The following is a 23,726-nucleotide window of genomic DNA, read 5'->3' as shown; positions in this document are numbered from 1 at the left end:
ACGGTCTTCGAACGAATGTTTCGCACGGATATTCGAATTGCTCTATGGTGGAGACGGGGGTGGTGTTCACGTTCGAGCGAAGCAGGAGGCCGCGGGTGCCTGGTTTTACGCATCTGCACACCGTTTCGGGGTTCTCCATGCGCTACGGAGGCTCCCACCCCGAACGGCTGGCGGAACGCGCCGCCGACCGGGGCATGGACGCCCTCGCCCTGACCGACCGCGACACCCTCGCGGGCGCCGTCCGGTTCGCGAAGGCCTGCGCCCGGGCCGGGATCCGGCCGCTGTTCGGGGTCGACCTGGCCGTGTCGCACGCGGCGGGCTCCGCGGGGCCGGGGGGCTCCGCGGGACCGGCCGGGGCGGCCGGACCGGGCGGCTCCGGCGAGCCGTCCCACCGGCGGCGGCACCCCGTGGCCGGCGGAGCCTTCGTCGACGAGTCCGCACCCCGGGCCACCTTCCTGGCCCGCGACGGCGCCGCCGGCTGGGCCGAGCTGTGCCGCATGGTCACCGCCGCCCACGCCGCGGCCGGCGACGGGCCACCGCTGCTTCCCCGGGCGCAGCTGCGCGGCGAAGGGGTGTACGTGCTGCTCGGGCCCGGCTCCGAGGTGGGCCGGGCGCTGGCCGCCGGCCGGCCGGACCGGGCCGCCCGGCTGCTCGCGCCCTGGCGGGAGGTCTACGGGGACTCCCTCCGCCTGGAGGCCGTCGACCACGGACGCACCGGCACCGGCCCCGGCTCGCTGCGCCTGGCCGCCCGTACGGTCGGCTTCGCCGCCGAGCAGGGCGTCCCGGCCGTGCTGACCAACGCCGTCCGGTACGCCGACCCGGGCCAGGGCCCGGTCGCCGACGTCCTCGACGCGGCCCGCCGGCTCGTCCCCGTCGACCCCCGCAATCTCGACGGCGGCGAGCGCTGGCTCAAGGACCCCGCCGCCATGGCCGCGGCCGCCGACCGGATCTGCCGGGCCGCGGGCCTGCGCCCCGCCGACGCGCGCGGGCTGCTCGCGCAGACGCTGCGTACCGCCGAGGCCTGCGTGGTGGACCCCGAGGACGACCTCGGCATGGGCTCCGTGCACTTCCCCGAGGCCCACCTCGTCGGCGCGGCCCACCGCACCGCCCAGCGGGTCCTCGCCTCCCGGGTCTCCGCCGGCATGGTGCTGCGCGGCTACGCCGACGACCGCGCGTACTGGGAGCGGATGCACCACGAGCTGGACATCATCGCCTACCACGGGTACGCCTCGTACTTCCTGACGGTCGCCCAGGTCGTGGACGACGTACGGGAGATGGGCATCCGGGTGGCCGCCCGCGGCTCCGGCGCCGGCTCCCTCGTCAACCACCTCCTCGGCATCGCCCACGCCGACCCCGTCGAACAGGGCCTGCTGATGGAGCGGTTCCTGTCCAAGCGCCGCCACGTCCTGCCCGACATCGACATCGACGTGGAGTCGGCCCGCCGGCTGGAGGTCTACCGGCGGATCATCGACCGCTTCGGCACCGAGCGCGTCGCCACCGTCTCCATGCCCGAGACCTACCGGGTCCGGCACGCGATCCGCGACGTCGGCGCCGCCCTGTCCATGGACCCGGCCACCGTCGACCGGCTGGCCAAGGCCTTCCCGCACATCCGGGCCCGCGACGCCCGCACGGCCCTGGCCGAGCTCCCCGAACTGCGCGACGTGCGCGGCGAGGAGCACGGGCGGCTGTGGGAGCTCGTCGAGGCGCTGGACGCGCTGCCGCGCGGGATCGCCATGCACCCGTGCGGGGTGCTGCTCTCCGACGCCTCCCTGCTCGCGCGCACCCCCGTGGTGCCCACCAGCGGCGAGGGCTTCCCCATGTCCCAGTTCGACAAGGACGACGTGGAGGAGCTCGGGCTGCTCAAGCTCGACGTGCTGGGCGTACGGATGCAGTCCGCGATGGCGCACGCCGTCGCGGAGATCCGGCGCGGCACGGGGGAGGAGCTCGACCTGGACGACCCGGCGCAGGTGCCGCCGGGCGACCCGGCGACGTACGAGCTGATCCGCTCGGCCGAGACGCTCGGCTGCTTCCAGATCGAGTCCCCGGGCCAGCGCGACCTGGTGGGGCGGCTCCAGCCCGCCACCTTCCACGACCTGGTCGTCGACATCTCGCTGTTCCGGCCCGGCCCGGTCGCCGCCGACATGGTGCGGCCGTTCATCGAGGCGCGGCACGGGCGGGCCCCGGTCCGCTTCCCGCACGCGGACCTGGCGGACGCGCTGCGCGAGACGTACGGGGTGGTGGTCTTCCACGAGCAGATCATCGAGATCGTGCACGTCATGACCGGCTGCGGGCGCGACGAGGCGGACCGGGTGCGGCGCGGGCTCTCCGACCCGCAGTCGCAGGCGCGGATCAAGGTGTGGTTCGCGGCGAAGGCGGGCGAACGGGGCTACCCGGCCGAGGTGATCGGCCGGACCTGGGAGATCGTCGAGGCGTTCGGCAGTTACGGCTTCTGCAAGGCGCACGCGGTGGCCTTCGCGGTCCCGACGTACCAGTCGGCTTGGCTGAAGGCGCACCACCCGGCCGCGTTCTACGCCGGGCTGCTCACGCACGACCCGGGGATGTACCCGAAGCGGCTGCTGCTGGCGGACGCGCGGCGGCGGGGCGTACCGGTGCTGCCGCTGGACGTGAACCGGTCGGCGGTGGCCCACCGCATCGAACTGGTGTCCGAGGCCGGGACCCCGCCGGTGTGGGGGCTCCGGCTGGCCCTGGCCGACGTCCACGGCATCAGCGAGGCGGAGGCCCGCCGGATCGAGGAAGGGCAGCCGTACGGATCGCTGCGCGACTTCTGGGACCGGGCCCACCCGGGCCGGCCGGTCGCGGGGCGGCTCGCGCAGGTCGGGGCGCTGGACGCCTTCGGTGCCAACCGGCGCGACCTGCTGCTGCACGTGGCCGAACTGCACGGCGCGCAGCGCTCGGCGGGGGCCCGGCCGGGCAACGTCCAACTCCCGCTGGACGGCGGGCGGTCCACGGCCCCGGTCGGCCTGCCCGACCTGAACGAGGCGGAGCGGCTCAGCGCGGAGCTGGGCGTGCTCGGCATGGACGCCTCGCGGCACCTGATGGGGGACCACCACGCCTTCCTCGCGGAGCTGGGGGTGGTTCCCGCCCGCAGGCTGCGCGAGGTGGAGCACGGCCGGACGGTGCTGGTCGCGGGGGCCAAGGCGGCCACCCAGACCCCGCCGATCCGATCCGGGAGGCGGGTCGTCTTCAGCACGCTGGACGACGGGACGGGCCTGGTCGACCTGGCCTTCTTCGACGACAGCCACGAGGCGTGCGCGCACACCGTCTTCCACTCGTTCCTGCTGCTCGTACGGGGTGTCGTCCAGCGGCGCGGACCGCAGAGCCTGAGCGTGGTCGGCGCGGCGGCCTGGGACCTGGCCGAGCTGGTCGAACTGCGGGCCGCGGGCGGCCTGGACGCGGTCGCGGCCCGGCTGGCGGAGCCCCTGCCGGGCGGCGGGGACGCGGCGGGCGGCGGGGACGCGGCGGGCGGCGCCGGTCCGGGGCGCCGCATCCACCTGTCCACCGGATACGAGATGAACCCGTGGGCCGACCTCCAGCCGGCCGGCGACCGCGCCGCCACCGGCCGCAAGCTGTGGCACTCCAGCCCGGGGAGCGCGGGATGACCCCGGCGGGCGGCGTCCTGCACGTACGGTGCGCTCCGGCGCTGACCGAGGAGGGGTACCGCGAAGTCCTGGAACTCCTGCGGGAGTTCTCCCCGACGGTGCAGGCCCTGCCGCCCCGGGCGGCGCTGGTGCACGTACGCGGCGCACAGCGGTACTTCGGCGCGGACGCCGGCCGGATCGCCGAACTGGTGCGGCTGCGCGCGCTCGCCCGGCTCGGCACCGACGTGCGGATCGGGGTCGCTGGGACCTGGGCGGTGGCGGCGACGGCCTCCTCCCGGATCCCAGGGCCCGGCGGGGTCCTGGCCGTGCCCGAGGACGGGGCGGACGCCTTCCTGGGGCCGCTGCCGGTGGAGGCCCTGCACGGCGTCGGCCCCAAACAGGCGGAGGCGCTGCGCGGGTACGGACTGCACACGGTCGGCGCGGTCGCGGCGGTCTCCCCGGGCACGGTCGAACGGATCCTGGGGCAGCGGGCGGGCCGGCTGGCGGCGGAACGCGCCCGCGGGATCGACCCGCGCCCCGTCACCCCGAAGGACCTGCCCCCGTCGGCCGCCGTCCGTAGCGGCTTCACCCGGCACGAGCTCGACGGCCCGCACGCCCGGGCCGTGCTCCTCGCCCTGGTGGTCCGCCTCGGCGCGGTGCTGCGCGGCCGCCGCCAGGCCGCCCGGGCCCTGTCGCTGACGCTGCAGTTCGCCGGCGGCACCCGCTGGGAGCGGACCCGGCGGCTCCCCGAGGCGTCCGGGCACGACGAGGACCTGCGGGCGGCGGCGTACCGCCTGCTCGACGCGGCGGGGCTGCAACGGGCCCGGCTGACCGGCATGGTGCTGCGCGCCGAGGACCTGACGGGCGCCGAACGGGCGTCCCGGCAGATCTCGCTGGACCCGGTCCGCGAGGCCCGCCTGACGGTGGAGGCGGCCGTCGACCGGGCGAACGCCCGCTTCGGCCCGGGCACGGTCCGCCCGGCGGCCACGTTCCGCCGCGCGGCCTAGGGCGGACTGCGGCGGACGGGGGCGGGCCGGCGCGGGCTGGGGCAGCGGCTCGGCCGGGCCGGCGCGGCCTGTCGCAGGTCCCGCGCGGCCCGGCGACGGTCCCGCGGGGCGGCGGCAACGCGTCTGCCTCGGGCGCGACTTGACGGACGATCGCCCCGGACTCGCGCCGGGGGCCCGACACGCATTTTTTACTGACGCGTAACTTTCAAGTTTTGCTACTCGCCCGTAATTTGGCCGAAGCAGCCCCCCCTTGTGATCCGGATCACGGGACGAACCCCCACGTATTTCCCTGACCCGCAAGGAGATCACTCGATGCTGCCTTGGCGACGCCTGCTCCGCCCGCTGACCGTCCTCGCCCTCGCCGCCGCCCTCGTCGCCCCCGCCGGCGCCGCGCAGGCCGCGTCGGCACCCAGCAGCGGCTGGAACGACTGGTCCTGCAAGCCCTCCGCCGCCCACCCGCGCCCCGTCGTCCTCGTCCACGGCACGTTCGGCAACTCCGTGGACAACTGGCTCGGATTCGCTCCGTACCTCGTCCACCGCGGGTACTGCGTCTACTCGCTCGACTACGGGCAGCTGCCCGGCGTGCCCTTCTTCAACGGGCTCGGCCCCATCGACAAGTCGGCGGGCCAGCTCCAGGTGTTCGTCGACAAGGTGCTGGCCTCCACCGGGGCCCCGAAGACCGACATCGTCGGCCACTCGCAGGGCGGCATGATGCCGAACTACTACCTGAAGTTCCTCGGCGGCGCCCCCAAGGTCAACGCCCTGATCGGGCTCGCCCCCGACAACCACGGCACCACCCTGGCCGGGCTCACCCAGCTGCTCCCGTACTTCCCCGGCGCCGAGGACCTGATCAGCTCCGCGACCCCGGGGCTGGCCGACCAGATCGCCGGATCCCCCTTCGTCACCAAGCTGAACGCGGGCGGGGACACCGTGCCCGGCGTCCAGTACACGGTCATCGCGACCAAGTACGACGAGGTCGTCACGCCCTACCGGAGCGCCTTCCTCCAGGGGACCGGCTCGAACGTGCGCAACGTCGTGCTCCAGGACCTGTGCCCGCTGGACCTCTCCGAGCACGTCGCCATCGGACTCACCGACCGCATCGCCTGGCACGAGGCGCTCAACTCCCTCGACCCGGCCCACGCGTCCCGGACCACCTGCGCGTCGGTCTTCGAATGACGCGCAGGTGACGGGCCGGAGCCGGTGAAGCCCCGCGGCTAGAGGCCGTGGCGGCCCGGCGTCGTCGCACGGCGTCGGGCCACACCGAACAGCACGGCCGCTCCGACGGCCAGTACGCCCGCCCCGGCGATCGCGATCGCCGGGGTCGCGGCGCTGCCGCCGGTCTCGGCGAGGTTGGTGCCCGCGGGAGAATCCGAGGGGACGGGGAGCGCGGCGAGGGCGGTGCTGCCGTTCGTCTTCGGGTCGTTGTCGCCGTGGCCGTTGTGCTCGACGGTGGACTTGCCCTCGCCGTCCGCGATCTGCTGGTCCGTCGGGGCCTTCGGCACGTCGGAGGGCTTGGCGCCGGTAGCCGCACTCGGCTTGGTGCTCGGCTTCGTGCTCGGGGTGGTGCCGGCGCCGCCGTTCGCGCCGCCGTCGCCCCCGCTCCCACCGTTGTCCTTGCCGAACACCACGTCCGAGCAGGTGTAGAACGCCTCCGGGCTGTCCGAGCGCTGCCAGATGCTGTAGATCAGGTGCCGCCCGGACTTGTTCGGCACGGTGCCGGTGAACACGTAGTCCCCGTTCTGCATGCCCGGGTCGGTGGCCTTCGCGAACGGCGCCGGCTCCAGGTCCGACCACTTCAGCGGCTTCGACGGGTCGTACCCGTCCTTCGTGACGTACAGCTCGAAGGAGCCCTTGTGCGGGGCGGTCCCCTTGTACCGGAAGGTGTGCGGGCCCGAGGCCATCGGGCTGGCCGGCCAGTCGGCGCGGGCCAGGTCCAGGCCCCGGTACTTGTCGTTGCCGGCGGAGCAGAGCTGCCCGTTCGGGATCAACGAGCGGTGGTTGCCCGCCGCGTTGGCGATGTTCACCGCGTTCCAGTCGTAGAACGCCTGCGCGCCGCTCGCCGCCACCGCCGCCTTGCAGGCCGCGGACTTCGGCGACTCCGGCCCCTCCGCGTAGCAGGCCGCCACCCGGCTGACCGGGTCCGTCATCGAGCCGTGCGCGGCCGCGGGCCCGGCGGCGTACGCGGCCACCGCGAGCGGGGCGAGGCCGACTGCGGCGATACGGGTCACGGTGCGGCGGCGGCGTGCGGGCATGGGCGGATCTCCTTCGGAGCGGCGACGGGGCGCCACGGTCGTGGGCGTGCCGGGAGCCGGGCCGGGCGGCGCCGCCCCCCGTGGGATCCGACGCCGCCCCGTGCCCTCCTCGGCCCTGCCAAGCTAGCCCGCATCACCCCCGCCGCGACCCCGTTCGGCCCCCTCCCCAAGATCCTTACGCTCCGCTTAAGGCACCGGTAAGCAGCACCCAAGGAACCGGCCCCGCGGGGCCGCCCCACCCCGCCTCGGCGCCGCCGCGGGCCCGCTTCCTCGCCTCGGCCGCGTGGTCGTGCCGGGCTCAGGTGAGGAGGGCGGTCAGGCCTTGCGGGGCGCGGGCCCGGGCGGCCAGGGCGTCGAGGGCGCGGACGGCTTCCGCCGCCGCCCGCGGGTCGCTCTCCGCGAGGCCGCTCTGCGCGAACTCGTCCTCGTCCAGGCGCAGTACGGTCGCTCCGTCCGCCGAGACCCACAGGTCCAGGTCCAGGTCCTCGACGAGGATCCCGCCGTCCCGCACCTCCGCCGGGCGCGTGACGTCGCAGTACCAGCCCTTGAGGACGCCCTCGCCCGTCCGGACCTCCTTGACGGCGTACCAGCGGGTCCGCCAGAAGTGCTCGGTGAACACGTCTCCGGGCTCGAAGCGCACGAAGCCGAAGTCCCGTACGCCGTCCGCCGCCCAGGGCGCCCGTACGGAGATCCGGTCGCCCGTGTCGCAGACCAGGGCGGCGGGGTAGCGGATCTTGGTGCGGCCCGCCTTGGTGAGGGTGACGGTGAGGCGGTCGGTCATGCCCTGTCCTCCGGTTCCGTCCGCTTCTTGGCGAACCGCGACTCGGTCGCGCAGATCTCGTACCCGAACCACTTGTTGACGGCGAGCATCGGCTCGTTCCCCGCGTCGTTGCCCGTGAAGGCCTCCGTGTAGCCGGCGGCACGGGCCCGGCGGAGCGAGTCCGTCTTGGCGAGCTTGGCCAGCCCGCGGCCGCGGAAGGCCCGCAGGGTGCCGGTCATCGCCGATCCGTAGCGGGTGGCGCCGTCGGTGCGGGCGGCGCAGAACGCGGCCACGACCCCGTCGACCAGGACGACCCGGGTCAGCTCCCTGTCCAGGGTCGGCTCGTTCCAGACGCTGCCCAGCCAGTCCTCGTAGTCGTCCAGCACCTCCGGTACGTCACCCGGCTCGTCGGCCGACACCGCCGCGTCGGCCTCGAACAGCGGGCGCGGGTCCGCGGCGAAGGCCGAAGCCGGGCGCAGCTCGACCCCGGCGGGCAGGACCGCCGGGAGCTCCGGCAGCGGGCCGGCAGCCAGGTCCAGGCGCAGGAAGTGCGCGGAGCGGGAGGCGCGGTAGCCGCGCCGCTCGGCGAAGGCGCGGTGGGCCGGCTCGTCGAGGACCCAGGCGTACGTGTCCACCGCGCCCTCCGCGGCCAGGTACTCCTCGGCCGCGTCCAGCAGCGCGGACCCGGCGCCGAGACGGCGGTGCGCGGGGTCCACGTAGGCGTTGACGAAGGCCTGGCCCGGCTCGGGGCTGCGGTGGGCGAGTCCGAGTTCGGCGGTGCCCACGACGAGGCCGTCCCCGGTCTCGGCGGCGAGGACGCGGTAGCGCTTGCCGGGGTGCGCGGTGGCCAGCTCGTAGGCCACACCGGCCGGTGTGGTGATCATGAAGGGCAGGGCGGCGCGGCGCACCCGTACGACGGACTCCGCGTCCGAGGGATCGCCGGGGCGGAGCTCGCGGATCTTTAGGGTCATGGCGTCGACCGTAGGTGCCGGGGCGGGGCGAATGCCTCCGAATTTCCCGGGGGATGGGGGAGAATCGCCGGGTGACCTCGACGAACCTGAAGATCCGGATCGACGGCGCGGCCGGCGCCGCAGCCCCGTACGAGCAGCTGCGCACGCAGATCGCCCAGGCGGCGCGCTCGGGGGAGCTGCCGGTCGGGTACAAGCTGCCGACGGTGCGCGGGCTCGCCGAGGAACTGGGGCTGGCGGCGAACACGGTCGCGAAGGCCTACCGGGCCCTGGAGGGCGACGGCGTGATCGAGACCCGCGGCCGGAACGGGACCTTCGTCGCGGCGGCCGGCGACGGGGCCGCCCGCGAGGCGGCCTCCGCCGCCCAGGCCTACGCGGAGCGCGCGAAGCGGCTGGGCCTGAGCTTCGACGAGGCGACGGCGGCCGCCCTGGACGCCCTGCGCGCCCGCTACGGGACGTAGGGGTCCGCCCAGGGCGGGTCCGCGAAGTCCCGCCCGCCTCGCGGCGCCCGGCACACTCCCTGGATGAATGAGTCCAAGAGATGCCGTTGCGATCAGTGATCGTAGGCAGTGAGTGATCGCTTGACGGGCTGTCCAGTTGGTCGTTGTACCAGATCGCCGCTGTGAGTGCGAGGATCCGACACAAGACCCGGGCTGATACCCCTGCCGGGCTCTTGCCGCCGTGCCGTTCCAGGTTGAGCTGCCCCTTGCAGGTCTGATTGATCGACTCGATCACCTGCCGCAACGGTTTGAACAGGTGTGACCCGGCTGGCTCGGCTTCTCCCCTGCGGGCTGGCCGCAGCAACTTCATGTGACGCTCGGCGAGGCCGTACTCAAACTCGCGGCCGAAGCAGTTCTTATCCCCGATGATCGTCTGCCCGGAGTGAGCGGCGAGGACGTCTGGCGGGAGCAACCGCAACCGACCGGTGTGGAGTCGACTAGCCACACATCGTCCCTCCACAGTGAGGTATCGCGAGCCACGATCCGGATCATTCTGGTGATCAGTGAGAACGCGGCGCGCAGCCGCTTGTTGTAGCCGGACTGCTGGGGCACATAGGGAAACAGGTGGCCGAAGTCCCGCCCGACGCGGCGAAGCCAGCGCCGCTCAGAGGTGTATCCGAGCAGCGCCGACATGACCGCGAGCGTGATCAGTTCGGCGTCACTGAGCGTGGGCGTGATTCCGACGGCAGGCCGCCACGGTGCCAGCCACGGCGAAGCCTTCAATTCGTCGTCAATCCGCGCATAGAGTGCCGTTGTGAGGGTGTCCAGGTCGTTAGTCACACATCGGCGTTGGGCGACCTGGTCTCATGTCCGCAGGTGATCCCTTGGACTCGTTCAGGGATCCGGGGCGGTGCCCACTGCGGTGACTATGCGGCGCGGTCATTTCGCAGGGCCTGGATGAGCCAGGGGTACACCGGAGCCAGGTGCGGTACTACCTTCCAGCCGTTGACGATCCACACCAGCTGCCAGTACCGCTCCACCCTGGGATCGTGCGCCTCTTCGAACTGCTGCGCCATCCAGTCCCGGAATTCCGTGTCAGGGGTGCGCGCGAATACCTCGGCGAAGCGGTGCACGAGGTCGTCGATGACGGGTGCGGCTCTGTTGCCGAGCGGGTCGATACCCGACTCTCTGGCCCCAGCCACCTTCTGACGGGTGAACTCCATTAGCTCCTCGCCGGCATCGCGCTCGATGTCGAGCGGGCGCCCGGCGGCCTGGCGTACGGCCGTCCGGCGCATCCGGGCCCGGAAGTCCTCGTCGCTGACCAGCTCGGCGAGTTCCACCCACGCGGCGACCTGCTCGCCGGTCGGGTCATCGGGGAGGTCGGGAGCTGCAGCGCGAACCATGGACACTGCGCCCGGGTCGGCATCCACTGTGCCGAAGGTGCCATCCATGAAATCGTCGATCAGCCGTTGGCGTTCCTCGCCGGACAACTGCGTGAGCCTGTGCATGAGCTTGATCTCCTCGGAACTGGACCCGCGGCTGGCCACGACGCGCAGAACGCTCCGACGCAGTTGCAGCATTCGGATCTGGACGTCCATGGCATCGGCGTGCGCCGCGGCGACTTCCGCCACCGAGAGCTCACGGTCCAGTACCCGTTGAATCGTGGGCAGGTCCATGCCCAGCTCGCGCAGCGTGCGCAGGAGTTCCAGACCAAGCAGTGCGTCGAGGTCGTAGAGCCGATAGCCGGCGGGACTACGGGTGGTCGGCGCCACCACCCCCGAATCGGAGTAGAACCGGATGGTCCTCACAGACAAGCCGGTCCGCCGGGAGAGCTCCCCGATCGAGTAGAGGGTCGTAACGTCCATGTCCCCCACTCTGCTGTCTCCAGTCACTGGAGACTCAAGGCCATTCCTCAGCGGGGCCCCGACCGAGATGTCCTCCGAGTTACTGAAGCATGAGTCGCATGATCTCCGCTGACCGCCAGGATGAACAGACACGCCTTGCAAGCGCGGGGCGAACGATGGCAGCGACATGCGATACCACTCGCTGGCGGCCTACGGCTACGAGCCCTTGGACTCGATCATCTAGTCCTTGCGCCGCAGCAGCTGCGCCCGGAGGTGGTGCTGCAGGGGCTGTCCCATCGCCGCCATGTCCTGCTCGATCGTCAGCCCCTCCTCCCCGAAGGCGTACCGGCGCCGCATGGCCGTGACCTCCTTGGCCTTGGGGGTGCGTGCCACGGTCTCCGTGGCGATCTCGATCTCCGAGCCGTCCACCCGGCCGACGTACGTCTCCACGATGCCGGTCGGGTGCGCGAGGACCACCTCCAGCGAGGCGTCGGGCAGGACCCGCCACCACCCGGACTCCCGCCCCGAGGGGCGCAGGACGGTGCCGGACGCGTCGATCAGCCAGGCCCGCGACTCGTAGCGCAGGAAGGGCCGGCCGTCGTGGCTGAAGGTGATCTCCTGCTCGTACCGGAACCCCTGCTCCAGGGTCGGGTACTCGCCCCGGCCCCGGCCGTGCCAGCGCCCGAGGAGGGACAGCACCGGACCCAGCTGCGGGTGCGGTTCGGGGCCCTCGCCGAGGACGTGGCTGTCGGGGTACGGATTGTCCTGCGCCGGCTCGGGCACGTGCACTCTCCTGCTCGGTGGTGTTCCCGGCCGCTCCGGCCGGGTACGGGCCCCATTGTCTTCGGCGCGCGGGCGCGGCCGGTACGCGCCCCGCCCGCGAGGGCGCTACAGGTAGAGGCCCGGCTCCGAGCCGTGCAGGCCCTGCGGCGGCAGCAGCGAGGCGGGGCCCGCGCCCCGGCGCAGCGCGAACAGCTCGGCCAGCGTGGCGCCCTCGCGGGACACCCCCTCGTCCGTGCCCAGCCAGTCCACCGCCTCGCCGTGCGTCAGCCGGCCGACCTCGATGCGGGCCAGGCAGCGGCCCGGCCGGACCACCGCCGGGTGGAGCCGCTCCAGGTCCTCGTTCGTGGTCACCCCGACCAGTACGTTGCGCCCCTGCCCCAGCAGCCCGTCCGTCAGGTTCAGCAGCCGCGACAGCGCCTGGCCGGCCGTGTGCCGGGCCTCGCCGCGGATCAGCTCGTCGCAGTCCTCCAGCAGCAGGAGCCGCCAGCGGCCCTTCGCGGTGCCCTCGTCCTCGCCGATGGCGATGTCCATCAGGTATCCCACGTCGTTGAACAGCCGCTCCGGGTCCAGGACGCAGTCCACCTGGCACCAGTCCCGCCACGACCGGGCCAGCGTCCGCAGTGCGGAGGTCTTGCCCGTGCCCGGCGGCCCGTGCAGCAGGAGCAGCCGGCCGGCGATGTCGTCCGGGGTCACCTTCATCAGCCGGTCCATCGCCCCGGCCACCGGCGCCGTGTAGTTGGGCCGCACGTCGGCCCAGGTCCCCGCGGAGATCTGGCGGGTCGTCCGGTACGGGCCGCGGCGCGGGGAGACGTACCAGAAGCCCATCGTGACGGTCGAAGGCTGCGGTTCGGGCTCGTCCTGCACCCCCTCCGTGGCCTCGCCGAGCACGCCGGCGGCGAGTTCGTCGCTGACCGCCGTCACCGTGACGTCCGCGCCGCGGCTCCAGCGGGAGACGAGCATCGTCCAGCCCTCGCCCTCGACGAGCATGGCGCTGCGGTCGGAGTCGCGCGCGGAGCGCAGCACGGTGGCCCCGGGCGGCATCAGGGTCGCCTCCGCCTTCACCCGCTCGATCGTGACGCTGTGCGAGTACGGCTGCTCGCCGGATGCGAACCGGCCGAGGAACAGCGCGTCCACGACGTCAGACGGTGAATCGCTGTCATCGACATTGAGCCGGATCGGCAGCGCGTCATGCGGGTTGGCTGGCATGGCGCCCATGATCCGGCACGAAGTGGCCTCGTGCACCCGTGTTTCGCTGGATCGGGTGCCCAAGTTCCCTCTTCAAACGCACCGGTGGTGAAGGTTCGGGGCGCAACTCCGCGCCGAAAATTCTTGGCACGAACACTTCCGGCCATGCCCGGCTCCCAGTACCACGGACTCAGGAGTAACTCCCGAGTAACCCCCGTGTACCTCCCCCCACAAGGAGCCGCACACATGAGCATGAAGATGTCGCGCTTCGCCGCCCTGACCTCCTCCCTGTTACTCGCCGCGGGCGCCGCCCTGTTCGGCGCGGGACAGGCGGCCGCCGCCTCGGCCGACTTCGGCTACGTCGCCCTCGGCGACTCGTACTCCTCCGGCGTCGGCGCCGGCAACTACGACAGCGGGAGCGGCAACTGCAAGCGCACCGCCCGCGCCTACCCGGCCCTGTGGGCCGCCGCCCACGCCCCGCAGACCTTCTCCTTCGCCGCCTGCTCGGGCGCCCGTACGGGTGATGTCCTCTCCGGCCAGCTCTCCCCGCTGAACTCCGGAACCGACCTGGTCAGCATCACCATCGGCGGCAACGACGCGGGATTCTCCGACGTCATGACGACCTGTGTGCTCCAGTCCGAGTCCACCTGCGTCAGCCGCGTCAACCAGGCCAAGGCGTACGTCGACTCCACCCTCCCCGGCCAGCTCGACCAGGTCTACGACGCGATCCACGGCCGCGCGCCCGGCGCCCACGTCGTCGTGCTCGGCTATCCCCGCTTCTACAAGCTGAACGGAAACTGCGTCACCGGCCTGACCGAGGGGGAGCGCACCGCCATCAACGGCGCGGCCGACTACCTGAACGCCGCCATCGCCAAACGCGCCGCCAACCACGGGTTCACCTTCGCCTCGGTGGCCGGCGCCTTCACCGGCCACGAGATCTGCTCCGGCGACGCGTGGCTGCACAGCGTCAACTGGCTCAACATCGGCGAGTCGTACCACCCCACCGCCGCCGGACAGTCCGGTGGCTACCTGCCCGTGTTCACCAACGCCGCCTGAGCGGGGCTACGAGTCGGAGGCCTGCGGGCCGGCCGCTTCCGACGCCGGAGCCTGCGCCTCCGGCGTCGTCGGCCCCGCGGGCACCGGCCCCGCGGTCACCGGCCCCGCCGTCACCGGGGCGGCCGGCGTACCGCTCGCACCGGGGGAGGGGGAAGCCCCGGCCGGCGGGGTCTCCCCCTCCCCTTCCGCCGCCTCGCAGGTGACGGAGAACTCCATCCACTCCGAGGCGCTCGGAGCGGCCCCCCGCACCTCCAGCCGGACCGCGTCGGCGAAGGCCGCGCTCGGGTAGTACGTCAGCTCGGTGTGGTCCAGCTGCCGGCTCGGGGGGCCGTCCGCCCCGTACGTGACGGACTGCCAGCCGGGGCCGGAGGTGACCCCGCTGCGGGTCGCCCAGCGGTACTCCAGCACGGCGGGCGTACGGTCCGCCTCGACCGTCGCCGTGAAGGCCGGCGCCTGCTCGGCCGGCGGCGGACACGTCCCGCGGTAGTCGTCCCGCAGGGCGTGCACCGCCACGGCGAACCGCGGCGCGGGCGTGGCCGACGGGGAAGCGGACGCGGACTGCGACGGCGACGGCGACCGGTACCCGGAGGACGACTGCGACGCGGACGCGCTCCCGGACGCCGGCGGCGGGGCGGTGGCCGGAGGCGCCGTGCCGGTGCCCCCGGTCCCGCCCGGCTCCTCACGGTCCTTGAGCAGCAGCCATCCCAGGGCGGCGACCGCCAGCAGCAGCACCACGATCCCGGCCGTCAGCACCGCCCCGGCCCGCCCCTCGCGCCGCGGCGCCCCGCCGCCCGGCCCGGATCCCGCCGGAGCGGGCCCCGCCGAAGGCCCGGACAGGGGCAGGGGCATCGGAACGGGCATCGGCGGGGTCGGCCCGTCCTGGCGGCCGCCGTGCCCGTGGTGCGCGGTGGCCGTCGGGGAGTCGGGGCCGGACACCGCGCCGCCGAAGGCCCGCAGGACCCCGCCCGCGCCGACGATCCGCAGCATCCGGGCAACCTCCGCCGCGGGCAGCCGCTCCCGGGGGTCCTTGCGCAGCAGCCCCTCCAGTACCGGCGTCAGGGGGCCGGCCCGGTGCGGCGGCGGCAGCTCGTCGTCCACCACCGCCCGCAGGGTGGACAGCGGGGTGTCGTGCCGGAAGGGCGTGACCCCCTCGACGGCGGCGTACAGCATCACCCCGAGCGACCACAGGTCCGACTCGGGGCCCGGGTCACGCCCGAGGGCCCGCTCCGGCGCGAGGTACTCGGGGGAGCCCACCACCTCGCCCGTCATCGTGATCGAGGACGAGCCCTCCAGACTGGCGATCCCGAAATCGCTCAGCACCACCCGGCCGTCGTTGGCGATCAGCACGTTGGCGGGCTTCACGTCCCGGTGCAGCACCCCCGCCTCGTGCGCGGAGCGCAGCGCCGCCAGCACCTGCTCCCCGAAGTGCGCGGCCCGCTGCGGGGTGAGCGGCCCGTCGGCCTCCAGCACGTCGGCCAGCGAGAGTCCCCGTACGAGCTCCATCACGATCCAGGGCTTGCCGTCCTCCGTGGCCACGTCGTAGACGGTGACGACCCCGCGGTGCGAGACCCGGGCCGCCGCCCAGGCCTCCCGTTCGAGCCGCCGGTACATCCGCCCGATCGTGGCGCCGTCCAGGCCGGCCGGGGCCCGTACCTCCTTGACGGCCACCTCGCGGCCCAGCACCTCGTCGCGGGCCCGCCACACGGTGCCCATGCCGCCGCGGCCCAGCTGGTCGATCAGCCGGTACCGGCCCGAGATGACACGGCCCGGGGCGGATTCCCCGCCCGGTTCACCCATGTTGTCACTCACGCGAGCCCCCAGGTGTGTCCGTGTGTCGGCGGGCGGTCACTCCAAGTTAGCGCAGTACGTGCCGCGTGGCCCCGGTCCGGGGCGGGACGCGCGCGCCCGGTCGCCGAACGGCCCGGCGGGACGCCGGTGAAGAGGCCGCCGGGTGCTCGCGCGGGGTTGCCCGAACCGCCCCTCCCCCTGCGGAGAGTGACGGTCGACTCCGCTGAGTAACCGTCAACTCCCCGTCGCCATAGGGGTAATTCACACCACCGGGATACCCGAGCACGACGTGGGGGCGATAGGGTTACCCTGCCCGGGCCGGGTGCCCTCGTACGGGTGGGGAGAGATCATGGAACAGATAGCAATGCGCAGCAGGCCGCCTCGCGTGCCTGCCATCACCTGCGGCAGCAGTGCGACCAGCTCGCGCCTCGACCGCCATCTCGCCGTGCTGGGCGGACCCGCCGTCCCCCACCGCGAGGTCGCGGAGGCGACGCTGCTGATGCGCGAACTGACGTCCCGCGACCACACGCACCGCCTGCGGAGCCGGAGCGCGCGCGTCTCGCTCTTCGCGCCGCTGCGCCGCCTGCGTCGCACGCTCTTCGGCAGCCGCCGCTCGTAACAACGTCCCCGACCGTCATTGGTTTCGCCCCGGCCCTACGCAACCACACCATCCCGGCGAAGTGTCGTGATCTGCGCGCCCGTCATCCCCAGGGCGCGCAGCAGGGCCTCGGTGTGTTCGCCGAGCGCGGGCACCGCACCCATGTGCGGTGCCGCGCCTCCCGGCAGTCCGATCGGCGGCAGCAGCGCCCGCAGCGGACCGGCCGGTGATCCCACCTCGCGCCAGCGGTCCCGGGCCGCCAGCTGGGGGTGCTGCGCCAGCTGCGCCACCGAGTTGAGCCGCGCGCAGGCGATGCCCGCCGCCTCCAGCCGCCCGATCGCCTCGTCCGCGCCGAGCCCGGCCAGCGCCTCGGCGACCACGGCGTCGGTCTTCTCCCGGCCCCGGGTGCGCGCCGCGTTCGTCGCGTACGCCGGATCCTCGGCCAACTCCGGCCGCTCCAGAACCTGTGCGGCGAGCCGCCGCCACTCGCGGTCGTTCTGCACCGACAGCAGCACCCGGTCCCCGTCCGCCGTCGGGTAGGCGTCGTACGGGGCGATGACGGCGTGCGCGAGGCCCGTCCGCACGGGCTGCTCCCCGCCGTGCATCGTGTGGTGCAGCGGATGGCCCATCCACTCGGCCAACGCGTCGAGCATCGAGACCTCGACCCGGCCCCCGCGCCCGGTGACCCCGCGGCGCAGCAGGGCCGCGAGGACCCCGGAGAAGGCGTACATGGCCGCCGCGATGTCCGCGGCCGGGATACCCGCCTTGACGGGCTGCCCGGGGGTGCCGGTCACCGAGACCAGCCCCGCCTCGCACTGCACGAGCATGTCGTAGGCGCGCTTGTGGGCGTACGGGCCGTCGGGCCCGTACCCGGAGATGTCGACGGCGACCAGCCGCCCGTACCGCGCGCACAGCGCGGCCGAGTCGAGCCCGAGCCGGGCCGCGGCTCCCTGGGCGAGGTTCTGGACGAACACGTCGGCCCCGTCGAGCAGCCCGTGCAGGACCTCCAGGCCGCGCGGGTCCTTCAGGTCGAGCGCGATCGACTCCTTGCCGCGGTTGGCCCAGACGAAGTGCGAGGCCAGTCCGTGCGCGGCGGTGTCGTAGGCGCGTGCGAAGTCACCGCCGTCGGGCCGCTCGACCTTGATCACCCGGGCGCCGAGGTCGGCGAGCTGCCGGGTGGCGAAGGGGGCCGAGACGGCCTGTTCGACGGCGACGACGGTGACACCGTCGAGGGGGAGCGGTTCCACGGGGAGCGGTTCCCCGGGGAGCGGTTCCCCGGGGCGTGCGGGTGCGGGCGAGTCGGCTGTCATGACAGCCTGCCTACCTGCTGGGACCCCCGCTTGTCACCAGGCGGGGCGCCGAGACGGCCGGAGCCGCCGACCGGGCGCGCGGCGGCGCGTGCCGTCAGAGCAGGGCGAACTGGCCGCCCGGACCCTCCTCGTGATGGTCCAGTACGGAGGCCGGGCGCCGGGCCCAGCGCGGCGGCGGCAGCACCCCGGCCGCCGCCAGCTCGGCGGCCGGCAGCGGCGGCCCGGCGGTGAACGCCGCCCGCTCCGGGGCCAGATCGGCCAGCAGGGCCAGGGTGGTCACCAGCGCCGGCAGCTCCGAGGTCCAGGACTGCGGCCACGCGGCCGGCCCGAGCGCCTCCAGCCCCTCGGCCTGCGGATCCCGGTGGGCGGTGCGGGCGGCGAACCAGGCCTCCAGCACCCGCGTACCGCCCTGCACCTCGTACTCCCAGGCGCCCGGCGGCACGGGGGAGACCGTTCCGGTGCCGAGGCTCAGGGTCTCGGTCTCCGGGTCGTACGCGAGCCCCTCCGGCCAGGCCTGGACCGCCGAGCGGACGTACGGTCGGCGCCCGCCCGGCAGCCGGGGCGGCTCGGAGCCGGGCCCGCCGCGCAGCTGGACGGCGAGCAGCCGGTGCCCCAGCTCCAGCCCGGCCCGCCAGCGTCCGGGATCGCCGGTCAGCGGGACCTCGTACCCCCGGGGGCCGGGGCGGCCCGCCGCGAGGATCCAGCACAGCACGTCCTGCGGGGTGACCCAGCCGCCGTAACGCTCGCCCAGCAGCGGCAGCAGGCCCGGCGCGAGATTGGGCTCGGCGCCGCCGGGGCGCCGGTGCAGCGGGCGGATCCGGCCCAGCCTGCCGACCGGGAGGTGTGCGGTGACCAGCAGCTCCGGGGTCTCGACGGCGAAGAGCTGGTGCTCGTCCAGGACCCGCCACAGCTCCGGCCGGGCGAGGTCGATGAGCCGCTGGTCGGGCAGCAGCCACTGCTCGTCGAAGGGATCGCGCAGCACCCGTACGGGCTCCGGGCAGGGTCCCGGCGCATCGGCGAAGCGGGCGGTCGACGGCGAGCGCCGGCCGGGCAGGGCGGCCGCGCCGGTGGTGGGCGTACGGCTGCGGCTGGGGCGGAACAGCCGCTCCCGCTCGGTTCCTTCGGCGCCGGTCAGGGCCGCCCAGCGGGCCCGCAGGGCCGCGGGGTCGGGGGCCGCCACCCAGGCCCGGCCCAGGCGCAGGCCGCCCACGGCCCAGGGCATCAGATCGTCCAGCAGCGGTACGTCTTCGCTCACCCGGCAGATGGTAGCGACGGGACCGTGGTCGGGCTGGGTGCGGGCCGAAGAGATACGCTCCCTATGTACGGAAATGTTCCGATGTCGAGGAGGAGGCGGACATGAGTCATTACGACGAATACACGACTCCGTCCCAGGCCGAGGGCGAGCGGCTCGACGAGGACATGGACGAGAAGGAGAAGCTGCAGCACCACCACCCCGACACCATGCGGACCACGCCGTCGCAGGCGGAGGGGGAGCGCAGCACGGACGACGAGGGGATGTGACCCCCGCGGGCCTCGGCGGCCCGGCCGTCAGGTGGCGTCGACCGTCACCGTGAACGAGAACCGGTCACCCCGGTACCGGATCCGCGCCACGTCCACGACCCGCCCGTCCTCGTCGTACGTCACGCCCGTGTAGTGCAGGATCGGGCTGAGCAGCGGCACCTGGAGCAGTTCCGCCGTCTCCGGGTCGGCGAGCCGCGCCTCGACCGTGTCCGTGATCCGGCTGATCTTCACACCCACCACGTCACGCAGCACCTTGGTCATCGGCCAGCGCGCCAGATCGGCCAGGTCCACCGCCTCGGCGAGCTCCGGGCGGACCGCGTTCTCCGCCCAGTTCGTCGGCTCCCCGCTCTCCCCGTCGTGGCGCAGCCGGCGGTACGTGACCACCTCGGCCGTGTCGGGGAAGTGCTCCAGCAGCTCCCCGGACACGGCTGTCCGCGCGTGGCCGAGAATCGTCGTACGGTCGCCCGACTGCTGCGCCACGATCGCGTCGACCGATCCCAGCAGCCGCACCGGTGCCCCGCGCCGCGCGCCCGGCTCGATGAACGTGCCGCGCCGGCGGTGGCGGCTGATCAGCCCCTCGCCCTCCAGCTCCTTGAGCGCCTGGCGCATGGTCAGCACGCTCACCCCGTAGTGCTCGGCGAGCTGCTCCTCGGTGGGCAGGCGCAGCGAGGCGTCCGGGGTGCGGCCCAGTATCGAGGCGCGCAGCGACTGCGACACCTGGTACCAGAGGGGCAGCTTCCGGTTGAGCACGAGCGAGTCGGGGGCGAAGGCGGTCACGGGTGGTTCTCCGTACGGACGGGGCGTGGGGCGCGGGGCGCGGGGCGCGTGCTCCGGGGTGTGCGTGCTCCGAAGTGCGCGCCCGGGGGTGTCCTGCCGGTCGGGCCGGGATCGCGGCGTGACACCCCCCGGCGATATTAGGCGCGGAAGTGGCGCTCGAGCCCCTGCCAGACGTCGTCGTATGCACGCTGGAGGTGATCGGCGCCGGCCGCCTGGGCGGTGGCGGTGATCGGCCAGCGGGTCTCGAACATGAAGGCCAGGCCGTCCTCGATCTTCTGCGGCTTCAGCTCGGCGGCGCTCGCCTTGTCGAAGGTCTCCCGGTCCGGTCCGTGCGCGGACATCATGTTGTGCAGCGAGCCGCCGCCGGGGACGAAGCCCTCCGCCTTGGCGTCGTAGGCGCCCTCGATCAGGCCCATGTACTCGCTCATGACGTTCCGGTGGAAGTACGGCGGGCGGAAGGTGTCCTCGCCGACCAGCCAGCGCGGGGCGAAGACCACGAAGTCCACGCCCGCCAGCCCCGCGGTGTCGGAGGGGGAGGTCAGCACCGTGAAGATCGACGGGTCCGGGTGGTCGTAGCTGATGGAGCCGATGACGTTGAAGCGGCGCAGGTCGTACACGTACGGGGTGTGCGTGCCGTACCAGGCGACGACGTCGAGCGGGGAGTGGTCGTAGGTGGCGGTCCAGAGGTTGCCGCAGAACTTGTTGACCACCTCGGTCGGGCGCTCGACGTCCTCGTACGCGGCCACCGGGGCCCGGAAGTCACGTGCCGCGGCGAGGCCGTTGGCGCCGATCGGGCCGAGGTCCGGCAGCTCGAAGGGGCGGCCGTAGTTCTCGCAGACGTACCCGCGGGCGTCCTCGTCCAGCAGCTCCACGCGGAAGCGCACGCCGCGCGGGATCAGGGCCACCTCGCCGGGGCCCGCGCTGAGCAGGCCCAGCTCGGTGCGCAGCAGCAGGCCGCCGCGCTCGGGGACGATCAGCAGCTCGCCGTCGGAGTCGCTGAACACCCGGTCGGTCATGGAGGCGTTGGCGGAGTAGAGGTGGATGGCCATGCCGCTGCGCTGCGCGGCGTCGCCGTTGCCGCCCAGGGTCCACAGGCCCGCCAGGAAGTCGGTGCCGGGGGCCGCGTCGGGGAGCGGGTTCCAGCGGAGCCGGTTGGGGTCCGCGGGGGCCTCGGTGAAGGGCGCGGAGCGCAGGGCGCCGTTGTCGGTCCGGGTGAAGGGCGGGTGGGCCGCCGAGGGGCGGATCCGGTAGAGCCAGGAGCGCCGGTTGTGCACCCGGGGCTCTGTGAAGGCGCTGCCGCTGAGCTGCTCCGCGTACAGGCCGAGGGGGGAGCGCTGGGGCGAGTTGCGGCCGGCCGGCAGGGCGCCGGGGACGGCCTCCGAGCTGTGCTCGTTGCCGAAGCCGGTGAGGTACTCCAGCGCCTCGGCCGTCTTCCTGGCCTGCTCGGCCTGCTCGCTCATGGGTGCTCCCGCTCTGTCACAGTCGAAGGAATCCTATGGTCGACAGTAGGATTCCGTGGCTCGCGCGTCAATGGCGCCCGGGATTTCGCGCTGCCGCAGGGGATCCAAAAAGATGAACATTGCTCTACTCTCACGCGCATGTCGTGGACCCGCAGGTTCCCTGCCGTGCCGGCGGCGCTCCTCGCCGCCCTCCTCGCGCTCCTGTCCCTCTTCGCCGCCGCGCCCGCCGCCCGCGCGCACGAGGAGCGCCCCGTGACCCTGCCGGACGGCTCCGGGTCCGTGCCCCGGTACCGGACGGCCGAGCCCGACCTGGTGGTCTGCAAGACCGACCGGCCCGCCTTCGAACGCCGCATATCCGCCTTCACCGAGGAGCTCAGGCAGCGCAACCTGGCCCTGTACGAGCGGTGCGAGAAGAGCGGCTACCGGCACCTCCAGGAAGCCGTCGACGCCGTGGACCGGCCCGGCATGAACATCGCGATCCTCCCCGGCCTGTACGAGGAGGAGCCCTCGCTGCCGAAGCCGGCGGGGGAGTGCGCCGCGCTGAAGGCCCCCAACTCGGCGCTGGGCTACCAGATCCTGACGTACGAGCAGCAGGTGCGGTGCCGGCACAACCAGAACCTCGTCGCGATCCTCGGCAAGACGGACCTGCAGATCGAGGGCACGGGCGCGAGCCGCCAGGACGTGGTCATCGACGCCAAGTACCAGAAGCTCAACGCCATCCGCGCGGACAAGTCGAACGGCATCTACTTCCGCAACTTCACCGCGCAGCGGACCACCTTCAACTCGCTGTACGTGCTCGCGGGCGACGGGTTCGTCATCGACGACGTCCTGACCAGGTGGAACGACGAGTACGGCTTCCTGACCTTCGCCAGTGACCACGGGCTGTACAAGAACTGCGAGTCGTACGGGAACGGCGACTCGGGCATCTACCCCGGCAGCGCCTCCAACATCAACGACGGGCGCGGCTACGAGGTCCCGCGCTACTCCATCGAGATCACCGGCTGCCACAGCCACCACAACATGGTCGGCTACTCCGGCACGGCGGGGGACTCGGTCTGGGTCCACGACAACGAGTTCGACGCGAACATGGGCGGCGCCTCGATGGACAGCGCCTTCCCGGGGCACCCGGGACTCCCGCAGAACCACGCCAAGTTCGAGCGGAACCTGATCCACGACAACAACGCCGACTACTACGGGTACGTCGCCGACGGCACCTGCGCCAAGCCGCCGATCGAGCGCGGCTACGAGCAGGGGGTGGTCTGCCCGCAGATCTCCATGCCGCCGGGTACGGGGATCATCACGGCGGGCGGCAACTGGAACGTGTACGAGAACAACTGGGTGTACGGGCACCGGCGCGCGGGCTTCTTCCTCTCGGCGGTCCCGGCCTTCATCCGGGGCGAGGAGTCCTGGGACAAGCAGGCGGACACCTCCCACCACAACCGGTACGCCGCGAACGTCCTCGGCAAGGACAAGTCCGGCGCCTCCCGCCCCAACGGCATGGACGTGTGGTGGGACGGCCAGGGCCGCGGCAACTGCTGGCAGTCCGGACCCGACGGCTCCACCCCGGGCACGCTCCCGCGGTGCGGGGACCGCCGCGGCGAGGTGTCGGGCGCCTCCGCCCGGCTGGTCGGCGAACCGGTGAAACTCGCCCAGCTCCTCGTCTGCGCCGACTACAGCGTCCAGGCGCGCAAGCTCCCGGCCGGCTGCGACTGGTACGGCGCACGCGGCCTGGAGCGGGTGGAGACCCAGATCGCGCTGGCGGTGGCGGCGGTCCTGCTCCTCGTCGGCGGGGTGCTGTGGTGGCGCCGCCTGCGCGGGTCCCGCCTGGGCACGGCGGCCTCGCTGCTGGGCCTGGCCGGGCTGGCCCTGGACGTGGCCGGCTCCACGACGCCCCTCGTGGACACCGCCGTGCCGGCCCTGGCCCTGCTCCTGATGGGCCTGTGGTGGACGGGTGCGGGCCTCGCGCTGCGGCCCACCCGCCCCTGGGTGGCGCGGCTGACCCTGCTCCTGGCGGCCCTCACCCTCCTCGACGCCTTCGACAAGGCCGTCCTGATGATCCCCTGGACCCCGATCGGCCCCTCCTGGGCGCGGGCCCTCGTGGCCGTGGTCTGGGTCCTGTGGGCGGTCGTGGCCTCGGCCCGCCCGACCACCCCGCCCGGCGACCCCGGGGCCGACCGCGCGCCGGCACCGCCGCCCCCGCCCCCGGCGCCGCACGCCGAGTCCGCCCCGGACCCGGCATGACCCCCCACCCCGCCGCCCCCGGCCCCGGATCCGGCCCCGCCCCCGTCCCCGCCTTGGGATCCGGCCCCGTCCCCGCCTTGGGATCCGGCCTCAGCCTCGCCCCCGCCCCCTGCGCCGCACACCGAGTCCGCCCCGGG

19 protein-coding genes and 1 pseudogene are annotated in these 23,726 nt (G+C 73.6%); 8 read left to right on the top strand and 12 right to left on the bottom strand.

Translation table 11 applies throughout. The features are described from left to right. Positions 1-44: 44 nt before the first annotated feature. The 3 genes from ACFY1T_RS13575 to ACFY1T_RS13565 all read left to right on the top strand — a co-directional run bounded on the left by ACFY1T_RS13575 (position 45) and on the right by ACFY1T_RS13565 (position 5,782). Positions 45-3,620: a DNA polymerase III subunit alpha gene (locus tag ACFY1T_RS13575; RefSeq protein ID WP_390788256.1), complete on the top strand. Its 3,576-nt coding sequence runs from the start codon at positions 45-47 to the stop codon at positions 3,618-3,620. Further along, entirely contained in the window at positions 3,617-4,606 is a 990-nt protein-coding gene (locus tag ACFY1T_RS13570; RefSeq protein WP_390788255.1) for a hypothetical protein, read from the top strand. Before ACFY1T_RS13575 ends, ACFY1T_RS13570 begins: the two co-directional genes overlap by 4 nt. A gap of 312 nt (positions 4,607-4,918) precedes the next feature. Beyond that, on the top strand, positions 4,919-5,782 hold the full coding sequence (locus ACFY1T_RS13565) for an esterase/lipase family protein (RefSeq protein ID WP_390788254.1): 864 nt from the start codon (positions 4,919-4,921) through the stop codon (positions 5,780-5,782). A 38-nt stretch (positions 5,783-5,820) separates the two neighbouring features. On the opposite strand, the gene ACFY1T_RS13560 is transcribed toward ACFY1T_RS13565, so the two are convergent. From ACFY1T_RS13560 to ACFY1T_RS13550, 3 genes are all read right to left on the bottom strand, one after another. Continuing rightward, a complete protein-coding gene (locus ACFY1T_RS13560; protein WP_390788253.1) occupies positions 5,821-6,858 on the bottom strand; it encodes a lytic polysaccharide monooxygenase in 1,038 nt (345 codons plus the stop codon). 298 nt (positions 6,859-7,156) lie between these two features. After that, entirely contained in the window at positions 7,157-7,639 is a 483-nt protein-coding gene (locus ACFY1T_RS13555) for a DUF402 domain-containing protein (protein ID WP_390788252.1), read from the bottom strand. Beyond that, positions 7,636-8,589: a GNAT family N-acetyltransferase gene (locus tag ACFY1T_RS13550; protein ID WP_390788251.1), complete on the bottom strand. Its 954-nt coding sequence runs from the start codon at positions 8,587-8,589 to the stop codon at positions 7,636-7,638. Before ACFY1T_RS13550 ends, ACFY1T_RS13555 begins: the two co-directional genes overlap by 4 nt. Positions 8,590-8,642: 53 nt before the next feature. Here ACFY1T_RS13550 and ACFY1T_RS13545 point away from each other — a divergent pair, with 53 nt between their 5' ends. Then, the gene (locus tag ACFY1T_RS13545; protein WP_390788250.1) at positions 8,643-9,047 is read left to right on the top strand and encodes a GntR family transcriptional regulator; all 405 of its coding nucleotides are present in this window, start codon (positions 8,643-8,645) and stop codon (positions 9,045-9,047) included. A gap of 92 nt (positions 9,048-9,139) precedes the next feature. On the opposite strand, the pseudogene ACFY1T_RS13540 reads toward ACFY1T_RS13545, so the two are convergent. The 4 genes and pseudogenes from ACFY1T_RS13540 to ACFY1T_RS13525 form a co-directional block, all read right to left on the bottom strand. Next, positions 9,140-9,866: pseudogene (locus tag ACFY1T_RS13540) on the bottom strand (IS982 family transposase). 86 nt (positions 9,867-9,952) lie between these two features. Continuing rightward, positions 9,953-10,891: a MerR family transcriptional regulator gene (locus tag ACFY1T_RS13535; protein ID WP_390788249.1), complete on the bottom strand. Its 939-nt coding sequence runs from the start codon at positions 10,889-10,891 to the stop codon at positions 9,953-9,955. Positions 10,892-11,110: 219 nt separating this feature from the next. Next, the gene (locus ACFY1T_RS13530; RefSeq protein ID WP_390788248.1) at positions 11,111-11,653 is read right to left on the bottom strand and encodes an FABP family protein; all 543 of its coding nucleotides are present in this window, start codon (positions 11,651-11,653) and stop codon (positions 11,111-11,113) included. 105 nt (positions 11,654-11,758) lie between these two features. Further along, entirely contained in the window at positions 11,759-12,859 is a 1,101-nt protein-coding gene (locus ACFY1T_RS13525; protein ID WP_390788247.1) for a DUF5925 domain-containing protein, read from the bottom strand. Positions 12,860-13,090: 231 nt separating this feature from the next. Here ACFY1T_RS13525 and ACFY1T_RS13520 point away from each other — a divergent pair, with 231 nt between their 5' ends. Further along, positions 13,091-13,894, top strand: a complete 804-nt coding sequence (locus ACFY1T_RS13520; RefSeq protein ID WP_390788304.1) for an SGNH/GDSL hydrolase family protein — start codon at positions 13,091-13,093, stop codon at positions 13,892-13,894. Positions 13,895-13,900: 6 nt separating this feature from the next. Here the strand turns inward: ACFY1T_RS13520 and ACFY1T_RS13515 are convergent, their stop codons facing one another. Then, entirely contained in the window at positions 13,901-15,691 is a 1,791-nt protein-coding gene (locus tag ACFY1T_RS13515; RefSeq protein WP_390788303.1) for a protein kinase, read from the bottom strand. A 340-nt stretch (positions 15,692-16,031) separates the two neighbouring features. Between ACFY1T_RS13515 and ACFY1T_RS13510 the strand changes: the two genes are divergently transcribed. Beyond that, on the top strand, positions 16,032-16,301 hold the full coding sequence (locus ACFY1T_RS13510) for a hypothetical protein (RefSeq protein WP_030870537.1): 270 nt from the start codon (positions 16,032-16,034) through the stop codon (positions 16,299-16,301). Positions 16,302-16,336: 35 nt separating this feature from the next. On the opposite strand, the gene ACFY1T_RS13505 is transcribed toward ACFY1T_RS13510, so the two are convergent. Both ACFY1T_RS13505 and ACFY1T_RS13500 read right to left on the bottom strand, forming a co-directional pair. Beyond that, positions 16,337-17,590, bottom strand: a complete 1,254-nt coding sequence (locus tag ACFY1T_RS13505; RefSeq protein ID WP_390788246.1) for a CaiB/BaiF CoA transferase family protein — start codon at positions 17,588-17,590, stop codon at positions 16,337-16,339. Between the two features lie 94 nt (positions 17,591-17,684). Beyond that, positions 17,685-18,812, bottom strand: a complete 1,128-nt coding sequence (locus ACFY1T_RS13500) for a type ISP restriction/modification enzyme (protein WP_390788302.1) — start codon at positions 18,810-18,812, stop codon at positions 17,685-17,687. 134 nt (positions 18,813-18,946) lie between these two features. On the opposite strand from ACFY1T_RS13500, the gene ACFY1T_RS13495 reads away from it, so the two are divergent. Continuing rightward, positions 18,947-19,111, top strand: a complete 165-nt coding sequence (locus ACFY1T_RS13495) for a hypothetical protein (protein ID WP_199813750.1) — start codon at positions 18,947-18,949, stop codon at positions 19,109-19,111. A 27-nt stretch (positions 19,112-19,138) separates the two neighbouring features. On the opposite strand, the gene ACFY1T_RS13490 is transcribed toward ACFY1T_RS13495, so the two are convergent. Further along, a complete protein-coding gene (locus tag ACFY1T_RS13490) occupies positions 19,139-19,888 on the bottom strand; it encodes a GntR family transcriptional regulator (RefSeq protein ID WP_030870532.1) in 750 nt (249 codons plus the stop codon). A 137-nt stretch (positions 19,889-20,025) separates the two neighbouring features. Continuing rightward, positions 20,026-21,348: a homogentisate 1,2-dioxygenase gene (gene hmgA / locus ACFY1T_RS13485; RefSeq protein WP_390788245.1), complete on the bottom strand. Its 1,323-nt coding sequence runs from the start codon at positions 21,346-21,348 to the stop codon at positions 20,026-20,028. Positions 21,349-21,486: 138 nt separating this feature from the next. Here hmgA and ACFY1T_RS13480 point away from each other — a divergent pair, with 138 nt between their 5' ends. After that, positions 21,487-23,589 (top strand): right-handed parallel beta-helix repeat-containing protein, encoded by a 2,103-nt coding sequence (locus ACFY1T_RS13480; protein ID WP_390788244.1) that lies wholly within the window; start codon positions 21,487-21,489, stop codon positions 23,587-23,589. The last annotated feature ends 137 nt before the right edge of the window (positions 23,590-23,726 follow it).

It is taken from the genome of Streptomyces sp. NPDC001194, from assembly GCF_042896985.1.
Lineage (GTDB): Bacteria > Actinomycetota > Actinomycetes > Streptomycetales > Streptomycetaceae > Streptomyces.
Note: the sequence above shows the minus strand (reverse complement) of the source record. Positions and strands in the feature narration are given on the sequence as shown.